Source organism: Nocardiopsis sp. CNZ308 (assembly GCF_004217075.1).
Genome location: NZ_SHKJ01000001.1, coordinates 4,453,046 through 4,470,928 on the forward strand (window position 1 = coordinate 4,453,046; position 17,883 = coordinate 4,470,928).

Here is a 17,883-nt window from a genome sequence, read left to right on the forward strand (position 1 = left end):
TCGAACGTGGCGGTACGGGCCATCCGCGGTGCGGTGCAGGTCGACGCGGACGAACGCGAGCAGGTGCTGGAGGCCACGGCCGAACTGGTCTCGGAGGTGATGCGGCGCAACGCACTGGAGACCGACGACGTGATCAGCGTGCTGTTCACCGCCACCCCCGACCTGAACAGCGAGTTCCCCGCGCTGGCCGCGCGCAAGCTCGGCTTCTCCGACGTTCCGCTGATGTGCGCGACCGAGATCGCCGTCCCCCACGCCCTGCCGCGCGTGGTGCGCCTCATGGCGCACGTGGAGACCGACCGGCCGCGCTCGGAGCTCCAGCACGTCTACCTGCGCGGGGCCCAGGCCCTGCGGCTGGACATCGCCCAGTGACGGCATCCACCGGCCTCCGGGCAGGTCGTAGGCTTGGGAGGTAACGGGAACACGTCGGAGGCGGGGGAAAAGTGAGCGACAGCAGCGGTGCGCGGGGGGACGGGGAGCAGCGGCTCCCGGTGCGCCGGGTCACGGTGGTCGGCGCGGGGCTCATCGGCACGTCGGTGGCGCTCGCCCTGCGCTCGCGCGGCGTCGACGTCGCCCTCTCCGACCCCGACGCCGCCTCTCTGCGCCTGGCCTGCGACCTGGGCGCGGGACACCCCCTGGAGGAGTCCGGCGACCCGACCTCGGCCCCGGCCGACCTCGCGGTCATCGCCGCGCCGCCCGCCGTCATCCCCTCCGTGCTGCGCCGGGCCCAGGACCGGGGACTGGCCCACGTCTACACCGACGTGGCCAGCGTGAAGGCGAGCGTGCTGGCCGAGGCCGAGCGGCTGGGCTGCGACATGGCCACGTTCGTGGCCGGGCACCCCATGGGAGGCAGGGAGAAGCAGGGCCCCGGCGCCGCGCGCGCCGACCTGTTCCTGGGCCGCTCGTGGGCGCTGTGCCCCACCGGCAAGGTCGACGCGCAGGCCGTCGCCGTCGTCGCCGAGGTCGCCCGCATGTGCGGCGCGGACCCGCTGGTGCTGGACGCGGCGGCGCACGACCGGGCGGTGGCGCTGGTCTCGCACGCGCCCCACGTGGCCTCCTCGGCGGTGGCGGCCCGGCTGCTCTCGGGCGACGACGCCGCCCTGACCCTGGCGGGGCAGGGCGTGCGCGACGTCACCCGGGTGGCGGGCGGCGACCCCGCCATGTGGTCCGAGATCCTCACGCACAACGCCGCCCCGGTCGCGGAGGTCCTGCACGCGGTGGCCGCCGACCTCGCGGCGACCGCCGACGCCCTGCGCGCGCTGGCGGACCGGCCGGGGCCGAAGGAGGCGTCGGACCGCGTCCTCGCTCCGGTGCACGACCTGTTGGAGCGCGGCAGGTCCGGCCACGGCCGCATCCCCGGCAAGCACGGCACGGTACGGCTGCCCGACTACACGGTCATGCCGGTGGTCATTCCCGACGAGCCCGGTGCGCTGGGCCGCCTGTTCGCCGCGGCGGCGGATGCCGGGGTCAACATCGAGGACGTGCGCATCGAGCACACGCCCGGCCTGCCGCTGGGCGTGGCGCAGCTGCACGTGCTGCCCGAGGCGGTGGACACGCTCGCGCGGGCGCTGGCCGCCGACGGCTGGTCGGTGCACCCGGGCCTCTGAGCTTCCCGCGTCGTGCTCCCGCTCCTGTGGCGGGGTCCGACGCTGGCACCGGTTGAGCCGCGGGCCGGGTCGCCTGTGTCCCGACGCCTCCGGCTCCGGTTCCCGCGGGCGGGCGCCGGGCCCTACCCCGGCGGCGCTCGTGCGTACTCCGCACGTACCGCACGACCCCACACCACGCGACGCCGACCGCGAGCCCACTACCAGCGCACCGCGCACGACTACACATCACTCAACACCCACCGCGTGCGACTGCACGCGACTGAGCGCCAAGTACACACGGGCCACGGGTAGGGTTGGGCGTCGGCAACAGTGAACGCAAGCGGGAGTCAACGGCAGTGAGCGCGCAGGACAGCACCGAGGGCATCGTCATCGCGATCGACGGTCCCTCCGGGTCGGGCAAGTCGAGCACCTCCCGGGGTGTGGCCAGGGCGCGGGAGCTGCGGTACCTCGACACCGGCGCGATGTACCGCGCGCTGACCTGGTGGATGCTCTCCCAGGGTGTGAACGTCAACGACGCCGACGCCGTGACCGCCCTCGTCGACACCCCCGTCATCACCATGGGCACCGACCCGGACGCGCCCTCCGTGGCGGTGGACGGCCGCGACGTGGCCGCCGAGATCCGCGGCAGGGAGGTCACCACCAACGTCAGCGCCGTCTCGGCCGTGCCCGCGGCGCGCGAGCGCCTCGTGCGCACCCAGCGCGAGATCATCGCCGAGGCCAGGGCCGAGAGCGCGGGCATCGTGGTCGAGGGACGCGACATCACGACCGTCGTCGCCCCCGACGCCCCGGTCAAGCTCTTCCTGACCGCCAGCCCCGAGGCCCGCGCCCAGCGCCGCAGCAAGGAGGTCCGCGGCGCCGACGTCGCCGCCACCCAGGCCGACCTGGCCCGGCGCGACGCGCTGGACTCCAGCCGGGCGCACTCGCCCCTGCGCCAGACCGAGGACGCCACCGAACTCGACACCAGCGGGCTGACCCTGGACGAGGTCGTCGCCCTGGTGGTCAAGCTGGCCGACGAGGCCCGCGACCGCTGACCCGCAGGTCGGGCGCCGCCGCGTTCCAGCGGACGGGCGTCCCGTGCCTCCGGACGCCGCCGCGACGGGCGGGCGGTGCACCCGGCGGCCGTAACACCGGACACATTCGTCCCGACAGTCCCTTTCGGGGGAACACAACGACATCCGCGGGGGTTCCTCCCCGTGGCCAGTACACGGGCGCCGTCGGCGCCCGCGTCGATCCGCGCGACCCGGGACACCGGGGCGGATCGGCCCTTCGCATCCCCGCGGCACGCATCCTGGGCGCGCGGGGACCCAGAACCGGGAGCAGTACATGAGTGACTTCGACACCTCCGACGTCGTCCACGGGGGGGCGGACGCCGAAGAGCCCGCCACCCTCCCCGTGGTGGCCGTGGTCGGACGCCCCAACGTGGGCAAGTCCAGCCTGGTCAACCGCATCATCGGCCGCCGTGAGGCCGTGGTGGAGGACGTGCCGGGCGTGACCCGCGACCGGGTCGCCTACGACGCCGAGTGGCAGAACACCAGGTTCACCCTGGTCGACACCGGCGGCTGGGAGACCAGCGTCAGCGGCCTGGCCGCCATGGTCGCCCGCCAGGCCGAGTACGCCGCGCAGACCGCGGACGTCATCCTGTTCGTGGTCGACGCCACGGTGGGCGTCACCGACGCCGACGCGGCCGTGACCCGCGTCCTGCGCTCGACCAAGCGCCCCGTGGTGCTGGCCGCCAACAAGGTCGACGGCAGCATGCAGGAGGCCGACGCCCTCGACCTGTGGCAGCTGGGCGTGGGCCAGCCCTTCCCCATCAGCGCCCTGCACGGCCGCGGCACCGGCGACCTGCTGGACGCGCTCGTGGCCGAGTTCCCCGAGCAGCCCCTGGGCGAGGAGGACGAGGGCGAGGACGGCCCGCCGCGCATCGCGCTGCTGGGCCGCCCCAACGTGGGCAAGTCCAGCCTGCTCAACCGCCTCGCCGGTGAGGACCGGGTGGTCGTCGACGCGGTGGCGGGCACGACCCGCGACGCGGTGGACGAGCTGATCGAGCTGGGCGGGCGGACCTGGAAGTTCATCGACACCGCCGGTATCCGCCGCCGGTTCCGGGCCCTCCAGGGCGCCGACTACTACGCCACCATGCGCACCGGCACCGCCCTGGAGCGGGCCGAGGTCGCCGTGGTGCTCATGGACGTCAGCGAGCCCCTCGCCGAGCAGGACATCCGGGTCGTCGAGCAGGTCGTGGAGGCGGGCCGCGGTCTGGTCCTGGCCTTCAACAAGTGGGACATCCTGGACGAGGAGCGCCGGACCTACCTGGAGAAGGAGATCGACCGCCAGCTGGCCCGGGTCTCCTGGGCGCCGCGCGTGAACGTCTCGGCCAAGACCGGGCGCCACATGGAGAAGCTGGTCCCGGCGATCGAGACCAGTCTGAGCGGGTGGAACCAGCGCATCCCGACCGGGCAGCTCAACAACTGGCTCAAGGAGCTGGTGGCGGCCACCCCGCCGCCGGTGCGCGGCGGCAAGCAGCCCAAGATCCTGTTCGCGACGCAGGCGGGCTCGCGTCCGCCGCACTTCGTCCTGTTCACCACCGGGTTCCTGGAGGACAACTACCGCCGCTTCATCGAGCGGCGCCTGCGGGAGGACTTCGGCTTCGAGGGCTCCCCGGTGCACATCAGCATGCGCATCCGCGAGAAGAAGGGCGGCGGGGCCCAGGGCCGCGCCTCCAAGGGCAGCATGCGTCCTGACCGCAAGCACCGCCGCCGGTAGGGCGTGTCCGGCGGGCGCACACCCCGCTGTGCGAGGGGCGGTGTCCGCCGGACGCTTCCCGGCACCGGCCCCGCCAGCCTGACCACGGCACGAGGAAGGGGGCTCCCCGCCCGGGGAGCCCCCTTCGCCGTGTTCTCGGGCCGGGGAGGGGCCCTGAGCTGGGGCGCGCGGCGCCCGGCGGCCCGGTCGCTCCGCGCGTGCGGGCCCTCGCGCTCCGGGTGCTCAGGCGTCGAGGGAGGCCCAGAAGTCGCGCAGTACGCGGGCGCCCCGCTCGGGGTCCTGGAGCATCCAGTAGTGGGTGAGCCCGTCCAGCTCCTGGAACCGGGCTCCCAGGCGGTGGGCCACCTCCCGGTCCTGCTCCGGGCGGGCCATCGGGTCCCCGGTCGGGGCGAGCAGGAGCCCGGGCGCCTCGGCGGGGCCGTCGAAGTCCCGGCCCCAGTCGGCGTGGAAGTTGGGCCACGCCGAACGGTAGAGCGCCAGGACGGCCGCGCTCATCTCCTCGTCATGGGCTCGGTCGACCTCCCGGGCCAGTTCGGGGCTCATGCCTCGGGGCTGGAGGACGTCTCCGAAGGTGCCCCCGCTGCCGGGGGCGGCCTCGCGCAGCCCGGCCAGGGACTCCTCGCCCTCGGGGCTGCTCTGCCAGAGCGTGGCCGCGTCGTGCCACCGGTAGTCGGGGTGCCAGCCGTGGGCGACGTCGGAGACCCAGCTGCGGACCGGGACGTCGTGGGCGGAGACCACGCGCATGGCCAGGTGGGCGCCCCAGTCGTGGCCGACGAGGTCGATCGGTCCGCCGACGGCGCGCAGCTCCTCGGCCAGCCAGGCCGCGTAGTCCTCCTTGCCGCGCATGCGCGCCGGTCGGGGGCTGCCGAAGCCGGGCAGGCGCAGCGCCACGCTGTCCTCGGGGAGGAGCGCGCGCAGGGGGTTCCAGACCGAGGGCGTCTCGGGGACTCCGTGGACGAACACGATGGTCATGACCACTCCTGGAGTAGAAGTTGATAATCTATCCACTTCAACGTAGCACGATAAGCCGATAACTTATCCACTTCACGAGTCGAGGAGGCCCCATGCGGGCGGACGCCGCGCGCAACAACCGCAGGATCTTCGAGGAGGCGAGCCGGGCGGTCGCCGCCGGGGAGACCGACCTCACGCTCAACGCGCTCGCCCGGCGCGCGGGCGTCGGGGTGGGGACGGTCTACCGCCTCTTCCCCACCCAGCGCGCGATGCTGGAGGCCGTGGTGGAGGACGCGGTGGCCGAACTCCGCGGCCTGGCCGCCGAGGCCGAACGCGAACCGGACCCGCGCGGCGCGCTCGACGGCTTCCTCCGGGCGGCCCTGGACGAGGCGCTCGCCCGCCCCGGCCTGTTCACGGTCCTCATCACCCTCGACGACGAGAGGGAGTCCCTGAGGCAGGCCAAGGCCGAACTGGTCGGGGCGACCTCGCGCCTGCTCGGACGCGCCCACCCGCGGCCGCCGCTGACCGGTGAGAACCTGCTGAAACTCCTGTGCGGCCTGATCCACGCGGTCAGCGAGCACCCGGCCGACCGGCGCGCCGCCGCCACCGACGCCTACCTGAGCCTTCTCCGCAACGGCCTCATGCCCGAAGGCGCCGCCTGAGCGGTGTCGCGGTCCGCTCCGGGCGCCGGTGCGGGGGACTCCGCGCGCCCCCTTCCAGGAGCACGGTGCCGTGGCCGCCCCGCGCGCGGACGGCGCCCCCCGAGCGGGTCAGGACTCCCCGCGCAAGCGGCGGACGCTGCCCCGAGGCGGGTGGCTCCCCGTCGATCCCCCCTTGCGGGCGCGGGGCGGTCGGTCCCCCTCCTCCCCGGGAACGGGGATCGCGGGGGCGCCGGGCAGCGGGCGGTTCGCGCTCTCCTTCATCCGCCACACCACCACCAGCCCCACCACACCAGCGACCATCACCAGCCACGCCGACGCGTACAGGTTTCCGGTGGCCTGCACCAGCGTCTCGGCGACCAGCGGGGTGGTGCCGCCGAACAGCGCCACCGACACGTTGAAGCTGATGGCCAGCGCGCCGTAGCGCACGCTGGTGGGGAAGAACGCCGGGAGCGCCGCGGGCGCGCCGCCGGAGAAGTGCACCAGGGTCACCGCCAGCACCACCATGCCCAGGGCGACCGTCCACAGGCCGCCCTGTTGCAGCAGCCAGAACGCGGGCAGGGCCAGCACGATCGAGAACAGGCTGCCCGAGAGCAGCACGGGCCTGCGCCCCACACGGTCGCTCAGGTGCCCGAACCCGGTCACCGCGAACAGCATCAGCGCCATCGCCGCCAGCGTCAGCACCAGGGCCGTGGTGGGGCCGTACCCCAGCTCGGCCTCCAGGTAGGTGGGCATGTACGCGGTCAGGACGTAGTTGTTGACGTTGAAGACCATCACCAGGCCCACGCACAGCAGGATGTGGCGCCACTGGTCCACGACCGTCGCCCGCAGCTGACCCTCGCGGTGCCCGCCGTGGGAGTCCCTGGCGAAGCCCCCGGTGTTCTGCTCGAAGACCGGGGTGTCCTCCAGCTTCGCCCGCAGGTACAGGCCGACGGCGCCCAGCGGCAGCGCGATCAGGAAGGGGACGCGCCACCCCCAGTCCTGCATGGTGTCCGAACCGAGCAGGAGGGTCATCACCGTGACGACGGTGGCGCCGCCGACGTAGCCGCTGACCGTGCCGAACTCCAGCCAGGAGGCCAGGAAGCCGCGCCGCCGGTCGGGCGCGTACTCGGCGATGAAGGTCGTGGCGCCGCCGTATTCGCCGCCGGTGGAGAAGCCCTGGAGCATCCGCGCGACCAGCAGCAGCACGGGCGCGGCGAAGCCGATGCTCGCGGCCGAGGGGATGAGCCCGATCGAGAACGTGCTCACCGCCATGAGCAGCATCGTGAAGGCCAGGACGCGCTTGCGGCCGATCCGGTCGCCGAGGGGGCCGAAGAACAGCCCGCCCAGGGGCCGCACCAGGAAGGCGGCGGCGAAGGTGGTGAAGGTGGCGATGAGCTGGGTGCCCTGGGTCTGCGCCGGGTAGAACACCAGGCCGATCGTGACGGCCAGGTAGCTGTAGACACCGAAGTCGTACCACTCGGTCGCGTTGCCGATCGCCGCGGCCACCACGGCCTTGCGCGTCGCCCTGCGGTCCGTGGTCAGGGCCGTCCGCCCCTGCGGCTGCGGCTCGTTCACGTCTCCCCCTCGCTGCCCCGCGGTCCTGGTGCACCCACTTAATCACCCTGGGTGACGAGAGTGGGGGCTCTGTCCGTGTCGCCGTCCCGGTGGCGTGGTGGCGGCCAGGAGTCGAGTCCCTCCCGCGGGGCGCGCCGGGTCCGCGACGGCGCCCTCGGCGTGTGCTCAGGCCGAGGAGGGGGTCTCCCGCGGGGCCCGGGGCGCGGCCCGGCGGGTGAGGCGGCGCAGCAGGTTCTCCGCCGGACCGCGGTAGCCGGCGCGCCGCATCAGCTCGGCGGCGGCCAGCGACGCCAGCCAGGTCGCGGCGGCCACCCCGAAGGCCCCGGCCAGCCCCAGCCGGTCCTGCCACCCCAGGCCCACCGGTGAGAAGACCGCGAGGAAGACCACGCTCTGGAGCAGGTAGAAGGTCAGGGAGCGCTGGCCCAGAGCCTGGACGGCGGTGGTCAGGACGCCGCGGGTGCGGGCCGCCCGGATCGCGGCCAGCGCGACGATCCCGGCCATCCCGACGCCGCCGAAGTAGCCCGTCAGGGGTTGGAGGAGGGCCGTGCCCCACTGGGCGGCGGCCGAGGGGGCGCTCCACGCGCCCGTCTGGACCAGGATCGAGGGCAGGGCCCCGGCGACGGAGACCGCCGTGGTGAGCATGACGGCACGCGTCAGGAAGGCGCGGTTGCGCTCGGGTTCCTCCAGGAGGCGGTGCCGTGCCGCCCACATGCCCGCGACCACCCCGGGTACGACCAGGACCGTTCCGACGGCCAGGGCGAAGGGCGTGCCGGGGAGGCGCTCCAGGTAGAGCGCGCCGGGGTCGGACCCCGGGGGCGGGGCCACGGAGCCGATGTCGAAGGTGGAGACGCCCTGGGACAGGGCCAGTCCCAGGGGGACCGCCGAGAGCGCGGTGCCGGGGACCAGGGCCAGGCCCGCGACCCACAGCAGGGTCGTCGAGCGCGCCCGCAGCAGGCCCACGAGCAGCAGGGAGGCGACGCCGTAGGCAGCGAGGATGTCGAGGGGGACCAGCAGTGTGTGGACCAGGCCGAAGGCCAGCAGCCACCAGCCCCTGCGGCGCAGCAGGGCGCGGACGCCGACCGGGTCGGCTCCGCCTGCGACCCGCCGGTCCAGCGTCTGCGCCAGGGCGTAACCGAACAGGAAGGCGAACATCGGGCGTGCGTGGTTGCCCACGAACAGCTCGTGGAGGACCAGCGCGGCGCCGTTGGCCAGGGCGGGGCCGTGGTCGACGGCCAGGACGAACAGCGGGGCGTGGGCGCAGGCTATGGCCAGCAGCATGGCGCCCCTGGCCAGGTCCGGGGCGAGGGCACGGGGCGCGGGAGCGGTCACGGATCCTCCTCGGTGGGGGGTGGGGCACATGCTATTACATGTAAATCATGTATATCGTGTGCCCTGTGGTCGTGATCGCAAACGGACACGGCCCGCTTGGTACGCTGTGCGCAACACGTACGGGAAGGCGGTGGCGGGGTGGCTGCGGAGCAGGACGGCGCCTCCTACGGACCCGGCGGCCGGGGCTTCTACGGCGCGGTGACGGTCAGCGAACGCGGCCAGATCGCGATCCCGGCCAAGGCCCGCCGCGACCTGGGCATCTCTCCCGGCGACAAGCTGTTGGTCCTCGGCGACCCCCAGCAGGGGATCGCCCTCATGACGGTCGACCGGCTCATGGAGAACCTCCAGGGGTCCTCGGCCCTGATGGACGTGCTGCGACAGCACGTGCAGGACGACGGGGGCATCCCGCCCGGCGGGGCCGGATAGCGGCACCCCGGAACGCAGGCGGGGGAGTCCCCGTGGTTCCGGTTCCGGCGGACTCCCCGGGATCGGCTCCGCCCCGGGAGCGCGTGCTCTGCCCGTGGCGCCGTCCCGGTAGCGTGGTGGCGGCCGAGAGGGGGAGTCCATGCGCAGGGTGCTGGTCAGCGCGTGTCTGATGGGACGCCGGGTGCGTTACGACGGGCGCGCCAAGCCGGTCGAGGACGACGTGGTCGCCCGCTGGCGCGAGGAGGGCCGCCTGGTGGTGCACTGCCCGGAGGTCGCGGGCGGCCTCCCGGTGCCCCGGCCGCCCGCCGAGATCGAGCCGGGCGCGACCGCCGCCGACGTGCTCGCGGGCCGCGCGCGCATCCTCACCCCCGAGGGGCGGGACGTGACCGGGCACTTCGTGGACGGGGCCCGGGCGGCGCTGGCCACCGCCCGCGCGCACGGCGTGGCGGTGGCGGTGCTCAAGGAGTCGAGCCCCTCCTGCGGAGTGCACCGGGTCTACGACGGAGCCTTCGGGGGGCGCAGGGTGCCCGGCGAGGGGGTCACCGCGCGGCTGCTCGCGGACGACGGCGTCGCGGTGTTCACCGAGGACGAGATCGCCGGTGCCGCCGCGCGCCTGCGCGAGCTGGACGGCGGCTGAGGGACGCCGACAGGACGCCGCCGCGCTCCTGTGTCGTCGGGCGGCGCCGGAACGCCGTCGAGATGCCGCCGTCGGCGCTCGGGGGCGCGCCGCCCGTCCGTGGTGCCGGGGGAGTGGCTCCGTGGGGCGGGGACGCCCGTCCGGGCCGGGGCGGAGAGCGGCGGCCCCCGGGCCAGGCCGGTGGTGCGCGGGTGGACCCCGGTTCGGGGTGGGGCGCGGGTTCCGGGGCCCGACCGGTGGTGCGCGGGTGGACCCCGGTTCGGGGTGGGGTGCGGGTTCCAGGGCCCGACCGGTGGCGGCGGACCCCGGAACCCCCGGGTCAGGGCCGGACGACCTCGTAGCGCATGCAGGCGAAGTCCCCGGCGCGGTGCACGTCCAGCACCCTCAGGTCCACCCGCCCGGCCAGCAGGGGCGACCCCGCGCCCAGGGTGACCGGCGCGACCGACACGACCACCTCGTCCAGGAGGCCGAGCCGGGCCAGGTCCGCGGCGACGACGCCGCCGCCGATCAGCCACACGTCACGCCCGTCGGCCGCCTCGACCACCTCGGCGTGCAGGTCGCGCAGCTCCTGGTCGGTGTCGGCGCTGGCGAAGCGGACGTCACCCTCGATCCTGGGCAGGTCTCGGTGGGTGAGCACCCAGGTGGGGACCTGGTAGGGCCAGGGCTTGTCGCCTTCGTGCTTCAGGATCCACTCGTAGGTGCCCGCACCGGACACGATCGCGCCCGCCTCGCGGATGAAGGCCTCCGTCTCGTTCAGGGCATCGCCCCCGTCGGCGGCGAACAGCCATTCCAGGGAGTGGTCCTCGGTGGCGATGAAGCCGTCCAGGCTCGTCGCGGTGTTGTAGACCGTTCTGCTCATCGTGTACCTCCGTCGTGGTGTCGGTCCTGAAGCCATTCGATGGGGTCGCCGTGGTCCACCTCCAGGCCCTCCGCGCGCAGCATGTGGCGCACGAGCTGCCTGCGGTGGGCGGAGAAGGTGAGCACGTGCGCGACGACGCTGCCCAGCACGAAGCTCTCGGGCGGGTCGCACAGGGCGTCGATCAGCCGGTCGCCCCAGGCGCCCCGCCGCCCGATGTCGTCGACCGCGGCGATCCAGCGCGCCCCCGCCCGCGTGTGCCGCTCCGCCAGCGCCTCCAGGCCGTCCGCGCCCCGTTCGGGCAGGTCGGCGCCGTCGATCGAGGCGAGCCACATCTCCTTGGCCCGGACCAGGTGGTCGAGCACGGCGGCCACGGACTCCTCCGGCCCGTCCCACTCCAGGACGGTCCGCCCGGGTGAGCGCACCCGCCGGTAGGCCTCCTCGGACAGCCGTCCGGCGAGGCGGATCAGGTGGGCGGTGTCGTCCACGTCGTGGTGGACCTGGAGGGCGATCAGGTCCATGCCGGTCCGCTCCTTGGGTCTGTCCTCGATCCACAGGTGGATCGGCGGGTGGAAGTGGATGCCGTTGGGCGCGGACAGCCACGTGCCGCTGCCCGCCGTGGTGGCGCTGGGCGGGTGCCCGAAGGCGCGTCCGAAGGCGCGCGTGAACCCCTCGACCGATTCGTACCCGGCCGCGAACGCGGCGTCGGTCACGCTGCTGCCCTGGCTGATCTGCCAGGCCGCGCGTTCCAGGAGCACCCGGCGGCGCAGCGCGACCGGCGACTCCCCGGTGTCGCGGGTCAGTCTGCGGGTGAAGTGGAACGGTGAGGCGAAGGCGTGGTCCGCCATGTCGGTGAGGCGGGTGTTCTCCTCGTCCAGGACCGCGTCGAGCAGTTCGCGCAGGCGGTCCCGGCCTGGGGTGGGCTCGGTCATGGCAACCAGTATGTTCACCGGCGGCGCTCGTGCGCCTGACCGATCTTGCCCACCCGTGCCGCCGCCGCGGCCGGTCCCGGCGGGCTTTTCCCGGTGCGAGCGCCCCGGCGGATGCGGTAGAGTCTTCTGCGTCGGCGGGGCCGGAAAAGGTGACCGCTCGACGAACGGGACGTAGCGCAGTTTGGCAGCGCACTTGACTGGGGGTCAAGGGGTCGTGGGTTCAAATCCCGCCGTCCCGACAGAGGAATAGCAGGTCAGCGAGGGGTCCACCGGATGGTGGACCCCTTTCCGTGTTTCCGGTGGGGTGGAAGCGGGGCTGGGGCCGAGGCGTGCGCGCCCTCGGCCCACGTCGTTGAGGGCGTCGTCCATCGGCTTTGGCCGCTGGCCCGCGTCCACGGGTCCGCGTCTTCCGGCGGGCGCTGACCGCTGTGACCGCGATGGCCGACAGTTCCGGGGAGAACCGCGGCCGTCGGGGTCTCGGCGCCCCCGCCGTCCCGTGCCGCACCTCGCTCCACGCGCGGAGCCCGGACTCCCGCCGCCGGTGCCGTGTGCTGCTCCCGGGCAGCCCCGTGTCCCCCGTGCCGCGGACGTCCACCTGCCCGGAGGGCAGGCTTCCCGGGGCCGCGCGGCCAGCCCCGTGGCGACGGTTTTCCCGGGATCTCAGGAGCCGGAGTCGCATCCGTGGGATTAAAGGTGCTATACATGGACATACCGGCAATGAAAACGGTTTTCATTACTGACTATCCTGTCCAGCGCGACCGCAGGGGTGTGCAGCTCAGTGTCGAAGGAAGCCGGGCTGGAGGCCGAGGCCGCCCCGGGCCCCTCTTCGAACGGATCCCCGCCCGCCGATCCGACCTCCCGGTGGAGGACCCCCGCCCCGTTCACTCCGCGCGGCTGTCGGACGCGGCCGGACGCCGGCTCCGCGGTGGCGGCCCCGCTTCCCCTCCGCCGCTGGCCGTCGGCCGCGCGGACCGGCCCGGAACCGGACCACACCCTCGCGCCGACCCGGCCCGTCCGACCGGGACCACGGGCGACCGACCGCCCTGTTCCACGATGACGTGCCGGTCCGGGTATCAGCGCGTGTGCTGAACGCGGTCTCCCGCCGCCCCGAGCACAGGGCCCCCGACCCCCGGTCGCAGACACCTCACGGGACCGCCTCGCCCGCGGTCCCGCCCCCGAGAAAGGCCGAACGATGAGACGACCATTCCTGCCCGCGGCCACCTTCGCGGTGCTCCTGGCGGCCACCGCCTGCGGCAGCGGAGGCGAAGGCGAACAGGCCTCCGCTGACGGCGCCGCCCTGCGTTACGCGGCGGTCGGAGCTCCGGCGGCCACCACCCACGACCCGCACGGCCGCGTCAGCAACGAGGCCGACTACATGCGCTTCGCCATGCTCTACGACGTGCTGACGGTGACCGATGAGGAGGGCGCGGTCCAGCCGCGCCTGGCCCAGTCCTGGGAACCGGCCGGGGAAGCCCTCGACCTGTGGACCGTCAGCCTGCGCGATGACGCCGTCTTCTCCGACGGCCAGCCCGTCACCGCCGCCGACGTCCTCTTCTCGCTGAAGCGGATCCAGGGCAAGGGCGCCGAGAACAACGGACGCCTGGCGGTGTTCGACCTGGAGTCCTCCTCGGTGGTGGACGAGCACACCCTGGAGCTGGCCACCCGCCAGCCCTACGCCGAGGTCGGCAGCGCCCTCGCCTCCCTGACCTTCGTCGTCCCCGAGGGCAGCGACGACATCACCGAACCCGTGGTCGGCTCCGGACCGTTCCAGCTGGAGGAGCACGACGACACCACCGCGGTCCTGTCCCGCAACGACGACTGGTGGGGCGGGGCCGCCGACTACGAGACCCTCCAGATCACCGCCATGCCCGACCCCGCCGCGAGGGCCGAGGCGGTGGCCTCGGGGCAGGCGGACGTCGCGGGCAGCGTGGCGCCCGTCAGCGCGCAGCAATACGAGGAGTCCGACGAGGTCCACGTGGTCACCAGGCCCGCCGGGGTGAACTACCCGCTGGTCATGGACCTGGAAGCCGAGCCCTTCGACGACCCGGGCGTGCGTGAGGCCGTCAAGCTCTCCCTGGACCGCGAGCGACTCGTCGAGACGGTCTTCCTCGGTTACGGGGAGCCCGGCACCGACGTCCTGAACCCCGACGCGCCCTTCGCCCCCGACCTCGACCCGGTCGAGCGCGACCTGGACCGGGCCCGCGAACTGCTGGAGGAGGCGGGGCACGCGGACGGTGTCGAACTCACCCTGCACGCCACCAACTCCTACCCGGGCATGGAGGAGGCCGCGACCCTGGTCGCCGGACAGCTCGCCGAGGCGGGCATCGACGTCGAGATCGAGGTCGGTGCGCCCGACACCTACTGGACCGAGGTGTGGAACGTCGAACCGTTCTACCTCAACAGCCTGGGCGGGAACGGGTTCGTGGACTTCGCGCGCATGTCCCTGCTCTCCGACGGCCCCGTCAACGAGACCGCCTGGAACGTTCCCGAGTGGGACGCCGACTTCACCGGGGCACTGGCCACGGAGGACGAGGAGGAGCGCCACGCGATGCTCGCCGACCTGCAGGAGCGCGTCGCCGACGACGGCGGGTACGTGGTCTGGGGTACGGGCGACGGTATCGACCTGACGGGCCCCGGTGTGAGCGGCCTGCCCACCGGTCCCGGTTTCCACCGCCTGTTCGTCGAGCGGGTCGAGGTCACCGGCTGATGTCGCGCCCCGAGGCGGCCCCCGCGGCCGACCGCCCCCGCTTCCGGGGGTCGGCCGCGGGGGTCCGGCTCCCGTTCGCCGTCGTCCGTGCGGTGTTCCTGCTGGCTTTGGTGTCGGTGGCGGTGTTCGCGGCCACCGAATTCCTGCCGGGGGACGCCGCGGACCTGCGTGCCTCACCCGGGGCCGACGAGGCGCAGGTGCGGGAGTTGCGGGAGGAGCTGGGCCTGGACGCCGCGCCCTGGCGGCGCTACCTCGATTGGGCCGGGTCCCTGCTCACCGGTGACCTCGGTGCGTCCCTGGTCAACGGCCGCCCCGTCGCCGACGCCCTCGCCCAGCGGCTGCCGGCCACCTTCACGGTCGTCGGGGCGGCGTTGGCGGCGGCGGCTCCGGCCTCCCTGGCCCTGGCCTGGTGGGCGGGTGGGAGCAGACTGGCCCGCCGGGCGTCCACGGCCGTCCTCACCGGAGGCGCCGCCGTGCCCACGGCTGTCACGGCCGCGGCGCTGGTCACCGTGTTCTCCGGAGTGCTGGGTCTGGTACCCCCGGTCTCCCTGCTCCCGCCCGGAGCCGCGCCCTGGCAGCACCCGGAACTGCTGTTCCTCCCCGTGGCGGCCCTGGCGCTGCCCACGGCGTTCTACGCCGCGAGCCTGTTGGCGGGCGCGGTGGCCGACACCGTGCGCCTGCCCCACGTGGCCGACGCCCGCCGACGCGGCGTCCCCCCGTGGCGGATCGCGGCGACCGACGTCCTCCCCTTCCTGCTGGCCCCCTTCACCAGGGTCATGGCGGTGTCCGCGGGGGGACTGATCGCCGCCGCGGCCCTGGTGGAGACGCTCTTCGGCTATCCCGGCGTCGGATCCCTGCTGGTGTCCTCGATCGCCTCCCGGGACCTGCCCGTCGTCCAAGCCACCGCCGTGGTCGCCGCCGCGGTCGTGTTGGCCGGACTCCTGGTCGCGGACGTGGTCGCCGCCCTGACCGAACCGCGCCGGAGGCGCTCGCCGTGAACCGCCGTCCCTTCGCACTCCTCGCCTCCGCGGCCGTCCCCCTGATGTCGGTCGCGGTCCTGTCCGTAGCCCTGTTCGGCGGCTGGTGGGCGCCACACAGCCCCACATCCCCGCTGGGGCCGCCCTGGCAGGGACCCGTTCCCGGCCACCTCCTGGGAACCGACGCCCTGGGCCGTGACGTGTGGTCCCGTGTCCTGGCCGGGGGAGGAGGCCTGCTCGGTGTCTCCGTGACGGCCGCCGTGTGCGCCTGCGCGGTCGGGACCGCCGGAGGCCTGACCGCGGGATGGTTCGGCGGGGCGGCCTCGCGGACCCTCACGGCGGCGGCCGACCTGCTGCTCGCCCTGCCCTCCCTGCTGCTGGCCCTGGTGGCGGCGATCGCCCTGCCCTGGCACGCCGCGGTGGTCTTCGCGACGGTGTGCGGAGGAGCCCCGCTCACCCTGCGCGTGGTCAGGGACGCGGTCCGCGCCGTCCGCACCTCCGGGTACGTGGAGGCCGCGCTCCTGCGCGGCGAGACGAGCGCTTCGATCCTGACGAGGGAGGTCCTCCCCGCCATGCGGGGGGTGGTCACCGCCGATCTGGGGCTGCGCCTGGTGGTCGCGCTCCAGGTCGCCGCCGCCCTGAGCGTCCTGGGAATGGGCGCCGAACCCCCTGCCCCCGACTGGGCCCTCATGCTCAGGGAGAACATGCCCGGCGTGGCGGCCAACCCCTGGGCCGTCGGCGCGCCGGCCGTGGCACTGGGCGTCACCACCGTCCTGCTCGCCCTCCTGGCCCAGCTGTACCTCGCCGACGACCGCACGAGCCGGATCCGTCACAGCGGACCCGCACCGAAGGAGCCCACGGATGGCTGAGGGACTGTGCGCGGAGGCGCTGCTGGTCGAGGACGGACACGGCGCCCGCGTGGTGGGCCCGGTGGACCTGCGGGTGCCGGACGGCGCGGTGCTCGCGGTCATGGGCGCCTCCGGAAGCGGCAAGACCAGCGCCGTCCTGGCCGCGCTGGACGCGCTGCCGCCCGGGCTGGTGCGCCGGGCCGGTCGGGTGCGCTGGCAAGGAGCGCCGGTGCCCGCGGGACGTGCGGCGCGCCGGTGGCGCCGGGCCAGCACCGGCGTGCTCGGACAGGACCCCGCCTCGGACCTGCACCCCCTGCGCCCGGTCTCCGCGCTGGTCGCCGAAGCCCTGCCGGGCGGCCTCCGGGGCGCGAACGCCGAGGCCGTCCGAGCGGCGCTCACCTCTCTGGGATTGGACGCCGACGCCCTGTGGCGCCGTCGCCCGCACGAACTCTCCGGAGGCCAGGCCCAGCGTGTGGCCCTGGCACGGGCGGTCGTCGCCGATCCCGGGCTCCTCGTCCTCGACGAACCCACGAGCGGCCTGGACCCCACCACGGTGGAACTCGTGCTCGACGTCCTCGAACGGCGGCGGGGGCGCCCCGGAAGGAGCACCGTCGTGATCACCCACGACCGGGGCTTCGCCGACCGCGTGGCCGACGTCCGTCTCGACATCGGTGCGTCCGAACCGGTTCGCGGGGGCAGCGCCGCAACGGCGGGCCCCCGGGACCCGGGCGGTGCCGCGCTCCTCGGCCTGCGGGGGGTCCGTCTCACGGCTCCGGGCGGCCGGGAGCTGCTCGACGAGGTGGACCTGACCGTTGGCCGGGGGGAGGCGGTCGCCGTCCTGGGGCCCTCGGGGTGCGGTAAGTCCACGCTGCTCAGAAGCCTGGCAGGGCTCCACCCTCCCGCGGCGGGTTCGTTCTCACTCGGTGGTCGGCCCCTGCCCGCCAGACACGCGGACCGTGCCAGGGAAACGCTGCGAGCCGTCCAGCTGATCGCCCAGGACCCGGCCGGAACCCTGAACCCGGCTCAGCGCGTCGCTACGGCACTCGCACGCCCGGCCGTGGTGCTCCGCGGCCTGACCCGAGGCCAAGCCGCGGCCGAGGTCCCCGCGCTCCTGGAGCGGGTCGGTCTGCCAGCGGACACCGGGCGCGCGCTGCCGGTCCGCCTCTCCGGCGGCCAGCGCCAGCGCGTGGCCATCGCCCGCGCCCTGGCCGCGCGCCCCCGGGTGCTGCTGGCCGACGAGGTGTCCTCCGCTCTGGACGCCGCGAGCGCGCACACGATCCTGGACCTCCTGGACACCCTGCGGGCCGAGGAGGGCTTGGCCGTCGTCATGGTGACCCACGACCGGCGTGTCGCCGACCGTGCGAACCGGGTGCTGGCGCTGGACCCGGAGCACCGCAGTCTCGTGCCGGGGCCCTAGCGCCGCCTGTGGCAGCGCTCGCGTCCTGCCCGGCTCACCGCGTCGCGGCCGCCCCCGTCGCCGGGGACCGGCCCTCGTCCTCGACCGCTCGGGCGCGGGCCTCGCGGTGCTCCGCGATCGCGCCCCGGTCGGGTTCTCCTCCCGAGCGTCCGGCTTTCTTCCGCTGAGGTCCTTCCGGTGTGCACGGGCCTTTCGTGGCGAATGGGGCTTTTGGTAGTGTTGG

The 17,883-nt window shown here is 74.4% G+C and carries 16 protein-coding genes and 1 tRNA gene; 12 read left to right on the forward strand and 5 right to left on the reverse strand.

Annotation, left to right across the window (positions count from 1 at the left end):
* Positions 1–6 precede the first annotated feature (6 nt).
* The 4 genes from aroH to der all read left to right on the forward strand — a co-directional run bounded on the left by aroH (position 7) and on the right by der (position 4,364).
* A complete protein-coding gene (gene aroH, locus EV372_RS19200) occupies positions 7–369 on the forward strand; it encodes a chorismate mutase (protein WP_026115058.1) in 363 nt (120 codons plus the stop codon).
* A 71-nt stretch (positions 370–440) separates the two neighbouring features.
* Positions 441–1,604: a prephenate dehydrogenase gene (locus tag EV372_RS19205; protein WP_130397096.1), complete on the forward strand. Its 1,164-nt coding sequence runs from the start codon at positions 441–443 to the stop codon at positions 1,602–1,604.
* Between the two features lie 335 nt (positions 1,605–1,939).
* The gene (gene cmk, locus EV372_RS19210; RefSeq protein WP_130397097.1) at positions 1,940–2,635 is read left to right on the forward strand and encodes a (d)CMP kinase; all 696 of its coding nucleotides are present in this window, start codon (positions 1,940–1,942) and stop codon (positions 2,633–2,635) included.
* A 226-nt stretch (positions 2,636–2,861) separates the two neighbouring features.
* A complete protein-coding gene (gene der, locus EV372_RS19215) occupies positions 2,862–4,364 on the forward strand; it encodes a ribosome biogenesis GTPase Der (protein WP_308210372.1) in 1,503 nt (500 codons plus the stop codon).
* Between the two features lie 222 nt (positions 4,365–4,586).
* Here der and EV372_RS19220 read toward each other — a convergent pair whose 3' ends face one another.
* On the reverse strand, positions 4,587–5,336 hold the full coding sequence (locus tag EV372_RS19220) for an alpha/beta fold hydrolase (RefSeq protein WP_130397099.1): 750 nt from the start codon (positions 5,334–5,336) through the stop codon (positions 4,587–4,589).
* Positions 5,337–5,428: 92 nt separating this feature from the next.
* Here EV372_RS19220 and EV372_RS19225 point away from each other — a divergent pair, with 92 nt between their 5' ends.
* Positions 5,429–5,977 (forward strand): TetR/AcrR family transcriptional regulator, encoded by a 549-nt coding sequence (locus tag EV372_RS19225; protein ID WP_130397100.1) that lies wholly within the window; start codon positions 5,429–5,431, stop codon positions 5,975–5,977.
* 108 nt (positions 5,978–6,085) lie between these two features.
* Here EV372_RS19225 and EV372_RS19230 read toward each other — a convergent pair whose 3' ends face one another.
* A complete protein-coding gene (locus EV372_RS19230) occupies positions 6,086–7,531 on the reverse strand; it encodes an MFS transporter (protein ID WP_130397101.1) in 1,446 nt (481 codons plus the stop codon).
* A 165-nt stretch (positions 7,532–7,696) separates the two neighbouring features.
* Positions 7,697–8,860, reverse strand: coding sequence for a DUF418 domain-containing protein (locus EV372_RS19235; protein WP_130397102.1), 1,164 nt, complete (start codon positions 8,858–8,860; stop codon positions 7,697–7,699).
* A 138-nt stretch (positions 8,861–8,998) separates the two neighbouring features.
* Here EV372_RS19235 and EV372_RS19240 point away from each other — a divergent pair, with 138 nt between their 5' ends.
* Both EV372_RS19240 and EV372_RS19245 read left to right on the forward strand, forming a co-directional pair.
* A complete protein-coding gene (locus tag EV372_RS19240) occupies positions 8,999–9,286 on the forward strand; it encodes an AbrB/MazE/SpoVT family DNA-binding domain-containing protein (protein ID WP_130397103.1) in 288 nt (95 codons plus the stop codon).
* 139 nt (positions 9,287–9,425) lie between these two features.
* Positions 9,426–9,923 (forward strand): 2-thiouracil desulfurase family protein, encoded by a 498-nt coding sequence (locus EV372_RS19245; protein WP_130397104.1) that lies wholly within the window; start codon positions 9,426–9,428, stop codon positions 9,921–9,923.
* Positions 9,924–10,242: 319 nt separating this feature from the next.
* On the opposite strand, the gene EV372_RS19250 is transcribed toward EV372_RS19245, so the two are convergent.
* A complete protein-coding gene (locus EV372_RS19250) occupies positions 10,243–10,782 on the reverse strand; it encodes a dihydrofolate reductase family protein (RefSeq protein ID WP_130397105.1) in 540 nt (179 codons plus the stop codon).
* Positions 10,779–11,711, reverse strand: a complete 933-nt coding sequence (locus EV372_RS19255; protein ID WP_130397106.1) for a helix-turn-helix domain-containing protein — start codon at positions 11,709–11,711, stop codon at positions 10,779–10,781. The genes EV372_RS19250 and EV372_RS19255 overlap by 4 nt, the downstream gene beginning before the upstream one ends.
* A gap of 165 nt (positions 11,712–11,876) precedes the next feature.
* On the opposite strand from EV372_RS19255, the gene EV372_RS19260 reads away from it, so the two are divergent.
* From EV372_RS19260 to EV372_RS19280, 5 genes are all read left to right on the forward strand, one after another.
* Positions 11,877–11,950, forward strand: a tRNA-Pro gene (locus EV372_RS19260).
* A 953-nt stretch (positions 11,951–12,903) separates the two neighbouring features.
* The gene (locus EV372_RS19265; protein ID WP_130397107.1) at positions 12,904–14,418 is read left to right on the forward strand and encodes an ABC transporter substrate-binding protein; all 1,515 of its coding nucleotides are present in this window, start codon (positions 12,904–12,906) and stop codon (positions 14,416–14,418) included.
* Complete coding sequence (locus EV372_RS19270) at positions 14,418–15,416, forward strand: ABC transporter permease (protein ID WP_130397108.1); 999 nt, start codon at positions 14,418–14,420, stop codon at positions 15,414–15,416. The genes EV372_RS19265 and EV372_RS19270 overlap by 1 nt, the downstream gene beginning before the upstream one ends.
* A complete protein-coding gene (locus tag EV372_RS19275) occupies positions 15,413–16,264 on the forward strand; it encodes an ABC transporter permease (protein WP_253797156.1) in 852 nt (283 codons plus the stop codon). Before EV372_RS19270 ends, EV372_RS19275 begins: the two co-directional genes overlap by 4 nt.
* Positions 16,257–17,660: an ATP-binding cassette domain-containing protein gene (locus EV372_RS19280; protein ID WP_130397109.1), complete on the forward strand. Its 1,404-nt coding sequence runs from the start codon at positions 16,257–16,259 to the stop codon at positions 17,658–17,660. The genes EV372_RS19275 and EV372_RS19280 overlap by 8 nt, the downstream gene beginning before the upstream one ends.
* Positions 17,661–17,883: the final 223 nt, after the last annotated feature.

Excerpts from the sequence above, each read along its gene's own strand:
- EV372_RS19265 (WP_130397107.1), top strand. The coding sequence starts at position 12,904 with ATGAGACGACCATTCCTGCCCGCGGCCACCTTCGCGGTGCTCCTGGCG.
- EV372_RS19220 (WP_130397099.1), bottom strand. The coding sequence starts at position 5,336 with ATGACCATCGTGTTCGTCCACGGAGTCCCCGAGACGCCCTCGGTCTGG.
- EV372_RS19255 (WP_130397106.1), bottom strand. The coding sequence starts at position 11,711 with ATGACCGAGCCCACCCCAGGCCGGGACCGCCTGCGCGAACTGCTCGAC.
- EV372_RS19250 (WP_130397105.1), bottom strand. The coding sequence starts at position 10,782 with ATGAGCAGAACGGTCTACAACACCGCGACGAGCCTGGACGGCTTCATC.
- EV372_RS19245 (WP_130397104.1), top strand. The coding sequence starts at position 9,426 with ATGCGCAGGGTGCTGGTCAGCGCGTGTCTGATGGGACGCCGGGTGCGT.
- EV372_RS19225 (WP_130397100.1), top strand. The coding sequence starts at position 5,429 with ATGCGGGCGGACGCCGCGCGCAACAACCGCAGGATCTTCGAGGAGGCG.
- EV372_RS19280 (WP_130397109.1), top strand. The coding sequence starts at position 16,257 with ATGGCTGAGGGACTGTGCGCGGAGGCGCTGCTGGTCGAGGACGGACAC.
- EV372_RS19270 (WP_130397108.1), top strand. The coding sequence starts at position 14,418 with ATGTCGCGCCCCGAGGCGGCCCCCGCGGCCGACCGCCCCCGCTTCCGG.